11 protein-coding genes are annotated in these 12,419 nt (G+C 66.8%); 3 read left to right on the top strand and 8 right to left on the bottom strand.

The features are described 5' to 3' along the window. The first annotated feature begins 645 nt into the window (after positions 1-645). Positions 646-1,692, top strand: coding sequence for a threonine aldolase family protein (locus ACFKCF_RS14980; RefSeq protein ID WP_394493935.1), 1,047 nt, complete (start codon positions 646-648; stop codon positions 1,690-1,692). 382 nt (positions 1,693-2,074) lie between these two features. Here the strand turns inward: ACFKCF_RS14980 and ACFKCF_RS14985 are convergent, their stop codons facing one another. The 8 genes from ACFKCF_RS14985 to rpmH all read right to left on the bottom strand — a co-directional run bounded on the left by ACFKCF_RS14985 (position 2,075) and on the right by rpmH (position 8,731). Next, entirely contained in the window at positions 2,075-3,037 is a 963-nt protein-coding gene (locus ACFKCF_RS14985) for a ParB/RepB/Spo0J family partition protein (protein WP_394493937.1), read from the bottom strand. A 1,399-nt stretch (positions 3,038-4,436) separates the two neighbouring features. Further along, positions 4,437-5,363, bottom strand: coding sequence for a ParA family protein (locus ACFKCF_RS14990; protein WP_394493938.1), 927 nt, complete (start codon positions 5,361-5,363; stop codon positions 4,437-4,439). A gap of 137 nt (positions 5,364-5,500) precedes the next feature. Next, entirely contained in the window at positions 5,501-6,172 is a 672-nt protein-coding gene (gene rsmG / locus ACFKCF_RS14995) for a 16S rRNA (guanine(527)-N(7))-methyltransferase RsmG (RefSeq protein WP_394493940.1), read from the bottom strand. 284 nt (positions 6,173-6,456) lie between these two features. Next, positions 6,457-6,945, bottom strand: a complete 489-nt coding sequence (locus ACFKCF_RS15000; protein WP_394493978.1) for a protein jag — start codon at positions 6,943-6,945, stop codon at positions 6,457-6,459. A gap of 20 nt (positions 6,946-6,965) precedes the next feature. Then, on the bottom strand, positions 6,966-7,889 hold the full coding sequence (gene yidC / locus ACFKCF_RS15005) for a membrane protein insertase YidC (protein ID WP_394493942.1): 924 nt from the start codon (positions 7,887-7,889) through the stop codon (positions 6,966-6,968). Positions 7,890-7,893: 4 nt separating this feature from the next. Beyond that, complete coding sequence (gene yidD / locus ACFKCF_RS15010; RefSeq protein WP_319718238.1) at positions 7,894-8,175, bottom strand: membrane protein insertion efficiency factor YidD; 282 nt, start codon at positions 8,173-8,175, stop codon at positions 7,894-7,896. Next, a complete protein-coding gene (rnpA, locus tag ACFKCF_RS15015) occupies positions 8,172-8,513 on the bottom strand; it encodes a ribonuclease P protein component (RefSeq protein ID WP_394493979.1) in 342 nt (113 codons plus the stop codon). The genes yidD and rnpA overlap by 4 nt, the downstream gene beginning before the upstream one ends. A gap of 80 nt (positions 8,514-8,593) precedes the next feature. Beyond that, entirely contained in the window at positions 8,594-8,731 is a 138-nt protein-coding gene (rpmH, locus tag ACFKCF_RS15020) for a 50S ribosomal protein L34 (protein WP_020547366.1), read from the bottom strand. 446 nt (positions 8,732-9,177) lie between these two features. On the opposite strand from rpmH, the gene dnaA reads away from it, so the two are divergent. After that, positions 9,178-10,755 carry a chromosomal replication initiator protein DnaA gene (dnaA, locus tag ACFKCF_RS15025; RefSeq protein ID WP_394493943.1) on the top strand — a complete coding sequence of 526 codons (1,578 nt, stop codon included), beginning with the start codon at positions 9,178-9,180 and terminating at the stop codon, positions 10,753-10,755. 523 nt (positions 10,756-11,278) lie between these two features. After that, entirely contained in the window at positions 11,279-12,418 is a 1,140-nt protein-coding gene (dnaN, locus tag ACFKCF_RS15030; protein ID WP_394493945.1) for a DNA polymerase III subunit beta, read from the top strand. Position 12,419: the final 1 nt, after the last annotated feature.

Raw genomic sequence — 12,419 nt, forward strand, 5'->3', positions numbered from 1 at the left:
GCAACCACCAGCACGACCACCCCGGAACGAACGGACAGCACCACAGCCGACGCAGAGACGACATCCACCACCCCGGCCAACCCGGACGTGAGCAACCACCAGCACGACCACCCCGGAAGAAGAACGACCGCCAGCACGACCGCCCCGGCAGACGTACAACCGTCACCACAGCCAACGCAGAGGTGAGCATCCGGCAGCACGGCCAGTCCCGAGATCTGCGTTCGGCGACGTGGCCGGATCCTTGAGATGGCAACGCGGCTCAGATCGGGGGTTCCTTCAGACAGGGGCAGCGGCGGTGCGACGCTTCCCCCGAGCGGAGTGTCGAGCACGCCATCCACACCTTTACGCGCTGAGCCGCATCGCAGCCGCAATCTTGCAGGAGGTGAGGTGCGCGTACGTGCCGACATCTACTGCCCTAGGCGGCACGCCCGCTCGCTCATCACCCCGCCCCCCAATCATCGCCCGCCCACCAGCTTCGCCCGTCCCCCTCTACCGCGTCCACCCTCTATCGCGCGTCCATCCACAGAAACGCGGAACAACAAGAGCGCGAACCGACCCGTCCGCCGGATCCACAACCCCCGGGGACGGGGTCGATCGGCAGCTGCCCCGAACACCGGACTGAGGGTAGCTAAGTAGCCTTACCGTGTGCTGATCGATTCGATGTACCCCAAGAGCTTCGCCAGCGACAACCACGCCGGCGTGCACCCGACCATCCTCGAAGCCATCGCCTCAGCCAACTTCGGAGACGCGCCCGCCTACGGCGACGACAGTTGGACCTCGGCGTTCGAGGACAAGACCAAGGAAGTGTTCGGCGCGGGCGCCGAGGGCTTCGCGGTGCTCAACGGTGCGGGCGCCAACATGGTCGGGCTGGCCCTCATGCTCGGCCGCTACGACGCGATCCTCTGCGCCGGCAGTGCCCACATCGCCACGCATGAAGCTGGAGCCTCGGAACGTCTGCTCGGCGTCAAGCTGATGACGATCCCCACCGAGGACGGCAAGCTCCGCCCGGAAGACATCAAGTCCCGCCTTGGCGGGATCGGCAATCCCCACGAGTCCCAGCCCACGGTGGTCTCCATCTCCCAAGTCACGGAGCTCGGCACCTGCTACTCCCCCGCCGAGATCGCCGCTGTGGCGGAGGCGGCACACGAGTCGGGTCTACGGCTCCACGTGGACGGCGCCAGACTCGCGAACGCCGCCGCCTATCTCGACTGCGATCTGAAGGCCGTCACGACGGACGTCGGCGTGGACGTCTTCAGCTTCGGTGGCACCAAGAACGGCGCACTGGCGGCCGAGGCGGTCGTTGTCCTTGACCCCTCACTCGCGTCCGCTGTGCCGTTCCTTCGCCGCCAGTCACTGCAACTCGCCTCGAAGATGCGCTTCATCTCGGCCCAGCTTTCGGCGCTTCTGACGGACGATCTATGGCGCGAGAACGCTTCTCATGCCAACAAGATGGCCGCCCGACTGGCGGACGGTCTGGCGGATGTGCCCGGTGTTTCCTTGGCGCACCCTGTCCAATCCAACGCCGTCTTCGCTGTCGTCCCACCCGCCGTCGCGAAGACCCTCAGCGGGCGCTATCTGTTCCACTACTGGGACGAGCGCGCCGGCATCGTCCGCTGGATGACCGCCTTCGATACGACCCCGGAGAACGTGGACGACTTCCTCGACGACATCCGCAAAGCCGCCGCCGCGTAGCCTCGCGCCCATGTGCCCGCTGTTTCACGTGAAACACGTAGCCTCTCGTCGGCCACGCGACCCCGTTCCATGTTTCACGTGAAACGCTCCCCAAGAGTCACTCGCTCCCAGGACCGCCGCCCGTAACGTGATCCGCCAAGCCGAGCTCTTGGCCAAGTACCTCGTTTCACGTGAAACATCGACCCTTCCAGAGCGAGGGCTTGGCTTCGGTTTCACGTGAAACAGTGGCCCCGAGGAACTGCCGGCAACTGTTCACGCGAAACACTGGACCCCAACCGGGCGCGTCAGCCGTTCGTCGAGCACCGCTGCCGGGAGGCCCGCGCGTGAGAACGTAAGCGGCGCGAGCGATTTGCCGGCGGCCACGGTTTCACGTGAAACAGCGTCAGTCTTCAGACTCCCGCATCGCGCGGACAGCTTCCGGTGCCATGGTGCCGATGATCCGCTCAAGGTCGTCGATCGTGGCGAACTCAACGACGATGCGTCCCTTGCGCCGCCCCAGATCCACTTTCACCTTGGTCTCAAAGTGATCCGAGAGGCGGTCGGCGAGGTGGGTCAGACCGGGGGCGGTGGGCTTGGGTGCCTGGCGTTCGCGAGCGGGCTTCCTGGCGGCCTTGGCGCTGCCCATCGCGACGATCTCCTCAACCGCCCGAACCGACAGGAGCTCCGCCACGATTCGCCTGGCCAGTTCGATCTGCTCCTCAGCACTGGCGAGGCCGAGGAGAGCCCGAGCGTGACTACCACTGATGACCGTGGCGGCCACCTTCTGCTGAACCTCGGGTGGGAGGTTCAAAAGGCGGAGGGTGTTGGTGATGTGGGGGCGGGAGCGGCCGACCTTCTGTGCAAGCTGATCGTGCGTCGTCTGAAAGTCGTCGAGGAGTTGCTGATAGGCGGCGGCCTCTTCAAGGGCGTTCAGCTGCTCGCGCTGAAGGTTCTCGATCAAGGCGTCCCTGAGGAGATCAGTGTCCTGCGTGTTGCGGACGATCGCCGGGACCGGGTCCAAGCCGACCTGCTGGCACGCCCGCCAGCGCCGCTCCCCCATGATCAGCTCGTACTGGCCACCTCCGACCGATCGGACCACGATCGGCTGCAGGAGCCCGACCTCCCGGATGGACGCCGCCAACTCCTCGAGGCGCTCCCCGTCGAAGATCTCACGCGGCTGGCGCGGGTTGGGGACGATCGCGTCCAGCGCGACCTCTTTGAAGTACGCTCCAGCGATCGGCCTCGGGCCGGTCTCTCCCGTTGAACCGTTCGACGGGGTCGGCGCCGTTCCCGTTCCGTCACCGATGGGACTGGTGGGGATGAGCGCCCCGAGCCCCTTGCCCAATCCCCGCCGCTGCTGACTCACTACGTCTCCTCATCCACCCGGCCGATTCCGGTCACTCCAGGAGAGGTTACCGTCGTGCGCACGACGGGGCGCCCCCTCGCCACACACCACCCGGTTCTATTTACACCGACACGATCACAAACCAAACCAACGACTGACTTGAGCCCTCTCACGCTCGCCGCCACCACACGATCCAACGCCACACCCAAGGGCCCCTTGTCGCGCCTGACCACCCCTCCCCCGCAGCGCCATCCCGCCCCCCTCACCATCTCTCTGCCGTCTCACTCCTCCGCAGCCCTACAACCGCACCATCTCACCGCTTCCCCATCCAACCGCCCATGACTTCACACCTCGCCGTCCCGCCGCCTTGCTGCTCGCCGCCTCGCTGTCCCACCGCCTCCCTCCCACCGCCCATGACTTCGCCGGACCCCGCCCAGCCGTCCCATCGCCCACGGCTTCGCCCTCTCACCGCCTCGCCCTCTCATCGCCTCGCCCTCTCACCGCCTCGCCCTCTCACCGCCTCACCGCCTCGCTTCGCCGTCTCACCGCTTCGCCGTCTCGCCTCGCCTGCACCCGCCTGGCACCAGCGCGGCATCGGGCCGCGGGCTCTCCGCGCAGCGTGCTCATCGCATTGCCGCATCGCCATCGCACGGAGGCGGCCAGGCGGCTGTGGAACGACGGGTCGTGGGCGCCTCCGTCCGCCGGACGGTGTGCCTAGACGCTGCATCGCGGCGGCCCGGTGATCGGCGAGGAAGGCGTGATGGCATGCCTGGCTCGCTGCTGCTCGTGTCGAAGCAGGAGGAGGTGGGGCGGCGGCTGGCGGGTTGAGTGCGGGCAGTGTCGAGTGTGGGCAGTTGCGTCGAGCCCGGAGGTGGAAGAAGGAGGCGTACGGCGGGATGGTGGGCGGCTGGTGGGAGGTTCGGCGGCGTGTGGGACGAGGTGGCGGCTGGGCCGAGAGCTGGCGTCGTGAGATGGCGCGAGGCGCCTGGGACAGGGTGGCGCGTGGGCCCGGGGGCACGGTGAGATGGCGGGCGGCGTGTGGGACGGGGCGGCGGCTGAGCCGAGAGCTGGCATCGTGCGATGGCGGGCGGCCCGTGGGCCGGGATGGCCCGTAAGCGGTGGGTGAGTTGGGGGCGGCGCGTGGGACGGAGTGATGCGCGGGCCCGTAGGCGGTGCGGTGAGTTGGCGGGCGGCGCCTAGGACGGGGGGTGGTGCGTGGGCCCGGGGCACGGTGAGATGGCGGGCGACACGTGGGACGAGGCCGGCGGTGGCGGGGCGGGAGGCGGTGCGGTGAGGTGGCGGGCGGCGCGGGAGAGGTGCGAGGGAGGTGTATGTGGGCGTGGTTGGGTGAGGGCTTGGCAGCCTCCGCTAGATAGGCGGGGTGCGCGGTTGTGGGGCTCGGGTGAGGAGTGGGGTGGGGTTAGGCGACGGTGGCGCGGTGGGCGATTTCGCGGGCGGCGTCCATGTAGGCCATTGCTCCGCTGGAGCCCGGGTCGTACGTCATCACCGACTGCCCATAGCTGGGCGCCTCCGACAGGCGGACGCTGCGGGGGATGACGGTGTTGAGCACCGTGTCGCCGAAGTGCGCCCGTACCTCGTCGGCCACCTGAGAGGCCAGCCGGGTACGCCCGTCGTACATCGTCAGGACGATGGTCGAGAGCTTCAGCGTCGGGTTGAGGTGGGCGCGGATCAGGTCGACGTTCCTGAGGAGCTGCCCGAGGCCCTCCAGGGCGTAGTACTCGCACTGGATGGGGATCATGACCTCTTCCGCCGCCACCAACGCGTTCACCGTCAGCAGGCCCAGTGACGGCGGGCAGTCGATGACGATGTAGTCCAGCTCGATCGCGTCGTATGCCGCCAGCGCGCGCCGCAGGCGGGCTTCCCGGGCCACCAGGGAGACGAGTTCGATCTCCGCGCCGGCGAGGTCGATGGTGGCGGGGGCGCAGTAGAGGTTCGGCATGTCGGGGACCTGCTTGACGATGTCCGCCATGGGGAGATCGTCAACGAGGACCTGGTAGACGTCCGGCACGTCGCCGCGGTGCTCCGTGGCCAAGGCGGTGGAGGCGTTGCCCTGAGGGTCGAGGTCGACCACGAGGACGCGCTGGCCATGCATCGAGAGGGCAGCGGCGATGTTCACCGATGTGGTGGTCTTGCCCACTCCGCCCTTCTGGTTGGCCACCGCGATCACCCTGGTCTTGGGTGGGCGCGGCCACGTGCCGTCCCCGTCGTTGGGAGTCTGGGCAGCCGCCGGGGTTGCGGATGTTTCACGTGAAACCACTGAGCTGAGCGCCTCTCGTACCAACGGCGAATCACCGGGATTCAGGGGGGTCTGGGTCACGATGTCCATCCTTTCAACCAGTGGTGTGCCGGTGCCGGGAATTGACTGTCGCGACACGCCCATTTCGGGCCAGCCAACCCCGCTTGGACTCTCGGACGGACGGCTGCCCGGCCAGCCAAGACCGCTTGACGCGACTGGCACGACCGTCACCTCCTTCGTCGACGCCTGGCTCGCTCCGGCGCGCGACCCGCTACCACCCGAACCAGTGTTGCAGGCGGCTCGACCTTACCGTGCCCGACGGTCACAAGCTCGGCCGTTCGTGCCCCGATGGCCCGCAATTGAGCCTCCGCCTCGGCGAGCTCCTCGGCGGCGCGCTCCCCCTTCATGGCGATCAGCTCGCCACCCTCGTGGAGCAGCGGCATGGCCCAATTCAGCAGGCGATCGAGCGGCGCCACCGCGCGAGCGCTGGCGACGTCGAACTCCCGCTTGCCCGCCAGCTCCTCCGCCCGGCCGCGCAGCACCTCGACGTTGTCGAGTTTGAGCGCTTCGACGCACTCCTCCAAGAAGACGGTACGGCGAAGCAGCGGCTCCAGGAGGGTGACCGTGATGTCCTGCCGGACGATCGCCAGCACGAGCCCTGGCAGTCCGGCACCGGAGCCGATGTCCACCAGGCGCACGTCCGGAGGCACGGCCTCGGCCACGACCGCGCAGTTGAGCAGATGGCGATCCCAGATCCTGGGCACCTCACGCGGACCCAGCAGCCCGCGGACCACGCCGGGCCCCGCCAGCAGCTGGGCGAACGCGTTCGCGCGCTCCCAAGCCTCCCCGGCGAAGACGTCCCGCGCTATGTCCGGCGGCGCCGGAAGCTCATCGCTCACTGGTCGGTGGCCCTTTCTGGGGCTGGTGGCCCTTGTTCGGTGGGAAGCCGGGTGGTCTCTACCCAAGGCTAAAGGTGAGATCACAGTGGAAGACTAGCGGGCCGGTCTGAAGGCGACCTTTCAGCACGCCGCCGTCGGTGTGACCCGGTCCGGATGGAGAGCGTTAACAAGGGGCATGCACGCATATATGCGCGCTACGGCATACGTACAGGGATAAAAGAGCTAAATGCGAAACGGCCGTCCACCATGCGGGCAGACGGCCGGATCGGATGGCGTAACACCCCTCAGGCGGGCAGGACCACCACGTAGCGGTGCGGCTCCTCACCCTCGGACTCGCTACGGAGCCCGGCGGCCGCCACCGCGTCGTGGACGATCTTGCGCTCGAAGGGCGTCATCGGGTGCAGCGACTTGGGCTCGCCCCCGTCCTTAACCTGGTTGGCGACCTCGGTGCCGAGCTTGGTCAGCTCGGCCCTGCGCCGCTCGCGGTAGCCCCCGACGTCGAGCATCAGGCGCGAGCGCTCGCCGGTCTGCCGGTGCACGGCGAGGCGGGTCAGCTCCTGGAGTGCCTCCAGGACCTCTCCCCCGGGACCGACGAGCTCGTTGCCCTTCAGCCCCACGACGGAGACCATGGCGCGGTCGCCCTCGACGTCCATGTCGATGTCGCCGTCGATGTCGGCGATGTCGAGAAGGCCCTCGACGTAGTCGGCAGCGATCTCGCCTTCCTGCTCCAGCGCGTTGAGATCAGGAGCCTTCTCCTGCTCGGCCTCGGTCATGGCCGGCCTCTCCTTCATGTTCAAGACTTCTTGCTGCCGGTGCGCTTGCTGCGGGACTGGCGGCTTGGCTGCTGCCTGACGATCTTAGGCTCCGGCGGGGGCGGAGGCGCCTGCTCTTCGGGCGTGCTCTTGCGAAGCTTGGCGAACAGGCCAGGCTTGGCCTCGATGACGATCGCGTTGCCCTTGGCGTCGAACTGCGGCATCGGGTGCCGGCTGTAGAACCAGTGCTGCTGGCCGAGCGTCCACAGGTTGGTGGTGACCCAGTAGAGGATCAGGCCCAGGGGGAAGTTCAGGCTGAAGAAGGCGAACAGCGGCGAGATGTACATCAGGATCTTCTGCTGCTGCGCCATGGGGTTGTCCGGCATCTGGGCCATCGAGCGGGTGACGCTCTGCCGGACGGTGAGGAAGGTGGTGAGCGAGCTGATCGCGACGAAGCAACCGATGATGATCTTCTCGCTGACCTGGGCAGCCTCGAAGAACGTGGCAGGCAGCGGGGCACCCAGGATGAGGGCGTGCTTGGCGCTGTCGACCAGCTCCTGCGACATCCCGAACTTCGGCTGGTCCGCCGCGATCGCCCGCAGCACGGTGAACATCGAGATGAAGATCGGGAACTGGGCCACGACGGGGAGACAGCCGCCGAGGGGGTTGGCGCCCGCACCTTGGTACAGCGCCATGACCTCCTGGTTCATGCGCTGCTTGTCGTTCTTGTAGCGCTTGCGGAGCTCCTGGACCTTCGGCGCCAGCTCCTGCATCTTTCGCGACGAGCGCATCTGCTTGAGGAACAGCGGGAAGATCAGGATCCGCATGCAGATGGTCAGCGTGATGATGGTGAGCGCCCAGGTCAAACCGCTGTTCGGGTCGAGCACCGTGCTGTATGCCTGGTGGATCCAGGTAATGACTTGGGCGACGGCTGTGTACAGCCAGTTGAGCCAGGACAGCTCCACCGAGCTATCTCCCTTGCGTTTCGTGGGACCGGACCGGGCGTGGGGGCACCGGGTCTATACCTCCGGGATGGAATGGGTGGCACCGCCCGATGCGCCGGACAGTCAGCCATATGCCGCGCAACGCTCCGTGCGTGGCGATCGCCTCGAGTCCATACGCACTGCACGACGGATAGAAACGGCAGCGTGGGCCCAGCATGGGGCTGATGAACGCCCGGTAGAACCGGATCGGGATGATCAGCGCCCGAGCGGCGAGGCTCGGCGTCACCCCTTGCGGCTGCTCCGTCATCTTTGTCCACCCGTCGAGGACTCGCGCCGCCTGAGCAAACGTTCGACTGCGGAGTCGAGCTCGGCGGCCAGGAGCTCGAATCCCGCGGACGCGGCCGGTGGATTGGCGCGTACCACCAGCAGGCTACCTCGCGGCAGCCGGTCGAGACGGTCCCGCATCAGGTGTCGGAGCCGCCGCTTGACCTTGTTCCGGGTCACAGCGCCGCCTACGGCCTTGCTCACCACGAAACCCACTCGAGGGGACTCTTCCCCCGAAGTGGCGAAATGCACCACGAGAGTCGGGCGACCTGCGCGCTTTCCGCGCCTGACCGCCGCCTCGAACTCCTCCCCGCGCCGCATGCGGGATTGACGGGACAGCACCGTATACGCCTAACGCCCGCCGGCAAGACGCACCGACGGGCCATATATGCGCGGAACGATCAGGCCGACAGCTTCTCGCGGCCCTTGCGGCGACGAGAAGCGAGGATGGCGCGACCGGCCCGGGTGCGCATCCGCAGCCGGAAGCCGTGGGTCTTCGCGCGGCGACGGTTGTTCGGCTGGAAAGTACGCTTGCTCACGGGTGGGCTCCAGGCTTGATGGTGCGCCGCAGGGACGCTGTACACACATGGATGGCCTGCCAGGGAAGCGAGGGCACGCGAAATAGCCGTCGCGTGACAAGCCGACCGTCGTACGTTACGGGTGAAGTACCCCTCAGGTCAAACTGGACGGGTTATCCACCTTTCCACAGGCGACTTTTCCACCGGCGAGCCTGCGTCCACAGTATGTGCACCCAGGTGCCACTAGGCTGTGGACAATGCCTTGAACACAGCTGTGCACATAGATACTGTCGGGCCTTCCGAAGCCGCTCAAGGCCTGTGCACAACCTGTGGATCTCCTGTGGAGGGCCTGGGCACGGAGCCCGGCCGCCACGTTGTGGACGAAGGGGCCGCCGATCACCGCGGGCGGCCGCGCATGTGGATAAACGATCGCGGGGGGCCGCGAGAGGAAGGAGGGGAACCGCACCATGAACGGTGTCGACCTCGGCACGGTATGGGCGAGGGCCCTGGGCAACTTCCTCAATGAGAACGTGCCTATCCAGCAGCGTACGTGGCTCTCGATGGTGCGCCCGATCGCGCTGGCGAACGACACGATCGTGCTCGGCGTCCCCAACGACTTCCTCAAGGACCTCATCGAGGGCAAACTGCGCCCGCTCGTGGCGCACGCGCTGTCACAGGAGCTCGGCCGGACCATGCGACTGGCCGTGATGATCGACACCACGGCGCCGGAGCCGCCGATGGTCGACTCTCATCAACAGCCTGTGACTCACAGTTATCCCCAGAATGTGGAGAGCCAGCCGCTCTACGCACAGCCCGCGCCATCGCAGCACCAGCAGGCTTCGGAGCCTCCGCAGTTCTATTCTCCACAGCCTGAGCCGCCCCAGATATCCACCGAATATCCACAGCCGGGCTTCTCTTTTGAACAGGCGCAGCCGTACACACCGCCTGTGGAAAAAGAGCCGGAGCCGGCTCCGAACCGGTGGGAAGCCAAGAGCAACAAACCCAGCGAACCGGCCAGGCTCAATCAGAAGTACACATTCGAGACATTCGTTATCGGGGCCAGCAACCGGTTCGCCCACGCGGCCGCCGTGGCGGTGGCCGAATCCCCCGCGAAGGCGTACAACCCGCTCTTCATCTACGGCGACTCGGGGCTGGGGAAGACGCACCTGCTGCACGCGATCGGGCACTATGCACAGAGCCTGTACGACGGCGCGCGGGTCAGATACGTGAGCTCCGAGGAGTTCACCAACGACTTCATCAACAGCATCCGCGACCACAAGGCCGACGGCTTCCGCGGCCGCTACCGCGCGATCGACATCCTGCTTGTGGACGACATCCAGTTCCTGGAGGGCAAGGAGCAGACCCAGGAGGAGTTCTTCCACACCTTCAACACCCTCCACAACGCCAACAAGCAGATCGTCATCTCCAGCGACCGCGCGCCCAAGCAGCTGACCACGCTGGAGGACCGGCTGCGCAACCGGTTCGAGTGGGGCCTGATCACCGACGTCCAGCCGCCGGAGCTGGAGACCCGGATCGCGATCCTCAGGAAGAAGGCCATCCAGGAGGGCCTGGCGGCGCCGCCCGAGGTGCTGGAGTACATCGCCAGCCGCATCTCCACCAACATCCGCGAGCTCGAGGGCGCCCTGATCAGGGTCACCGCGTTCGCCAGCCTCAACAGGCAGGGTGTGGACCTGCAGCTCGCCGAGGTCGTCCTCAAGGATCTGATCACCTCGGAGTCCGACACCGAGATCACCATCGCGGCGATCATGACCGAGACCGCCAACTACTTCGGCATCAGCATCGACGACCTGTGCGGCACCTCTCGCAGCCGGGCGCTCGTCAACGCCCGGCAGATCGCCATGTATCTGGCCCGCGAGCTGACCGAGCTGTCGCTGCCCAAAATCGGCCAGCAGTTCGGCCGCGACCACACCACGGTCATGCACGCCGAGCGGAAGATCCGCTCGCTCATCGCCGAGCGCAGGTCGATGTACAACCAGGTCAACGAGTTGACATTGCGTATCAAGCGGACATCCCGCGGGGCCTGAACATCATGCACAGCCTGTGGAAAACACTGTGGATCTGCGGAAACGCCGAAACCCACCGGCTCTTCGCCACACAATGCCCGAAAAAATCCCTCACAGGGCCTGGGGACAAGGTTGGGGACACCCTGGGGAGAACCTGGGGACTACTCGTGGATAACGTGTGGACGGCCTGTGAACAGGCAATCTGGGACCCCAGGAGTGTCCGTTTTACCCCGTGGACAACTTGTGGAAACCTCGTGGATAACCGGTGGATGAAGGCCCCAAGATCTGGGGACGGCCTGTGTGCACAGAGTCTTCATCCCCAGGCGCGCGAGTTCTCCCCAGGCGTCACCCACACCCCCAGTGGATGAAAACAAGGCTGCTGACCAGCCAGAACGCTGGTTGTCCACAGTTCCCACAGCCCCTAGTGTGATGACCTCTTATCTCTCTAACAAAGAAACTCAAGACCCATAGAGGGGTTCTCCCGGAGCTCAGGTGCGGGAGAGTGAACACTTGAATCAACGACGAACCCAGGAGGCCGATCACCGTGATGTTCCGAATCGAGCGAGACGTCCTCGCTGAGGCGGTGGCATGGACGGCACGCAGCCTCCCGGCGCGCCCGTCAGTGCCCGTGCTCGCCGGCATGCGTCTGGAGGTCACCGAGGCGCAGCAGCTGAAGCTGTCCGGATTCGACTACGAGGTCTCCGCCGAGGTGACGCTCGAGCTCCAGACCGGTGAGGCCGGCGTCGTGCTGGTCTCGGGCAAGCTGCTCGCCGAGATCACCCGCGCACTTCCTGCACAGCCTGTGGACTTCGTGGTGGACGGCGCCAAGGCGGTCGTCACCTGCGGCAGCGCTCGATTCACACTGCTGACCATGCCTGTGGAGGACTACCCGTCCCTCCCGGCCATGCCGCCGGCCGCCGGCCGGGTGGGCAGCGACGTGTTCGCCTCCGCCGTCGGCCAGGTCGCCGTCGCGGCGGGCCGGGACGACACGCTGCCGATGCTCACCGGTGTGCGGATGGAGATCGAGGGCGACACCGTGACCCTCGCCGCGACCGACCGCTACCGGCTCGCCGTACGCGAGCTGAAGTGGCAGCCGGGCCAGCCCGACTTCGCCGCCATCGCCATGATCCCCGGCAAGACCCTCGCCGACACGGCCAAGGCGCTCGGGACGACCGGCGCGGAGGTGGAGATCGCGCTCAGCTCCGCCGGCGGCACCGGCGAAGGCATGATCGGCTTCTCCAGCGCCGGACGGCGGACCACCACGCGCCTGCTCGACCCCGAGTTCCCCAAGTACCGCTCGCTGCTGCCCACGGAGTTCTCCGCCCGCGCGGACTTGTCCACAGGGCCGTTCGTCGAGGCGGTCAAGCGCGTCGCCCTGGTCGCCGAGCGCAACACCCCCGTGCGGCTGGCGTTCAAGAGCGGCGAGGTCGTGCTCGAGGCGGGCAGCGGCGACGAGGCGCAGGCCGTCGAGGCCCTGCCTGTGGATTACGAGGGCGAGGACATGAACATCGCCTTCAACCACCAGTTCCTTCTCGAGGGCCTGGGGGCGATCGACTCCGATGTTGCGCGACTTCAGATGACCACGTCGACGAAGCCCGCTATCCTCACGGGTGGCAAGCCTGTGGATGACGGAGCCGCTACGGACTACCGTTACCTGATCATGCCCATCCGCCTGTCAGGCTGAT

This window comes from Nonomuraea sp. JJY05, assembly GCF_043496855.1.
Taxonomy (GTDB): Bacteria; Actinomycetota; Actinomycetes; order Streptosporangiales; family Streptosporangiaceae; genus Nonomuraea.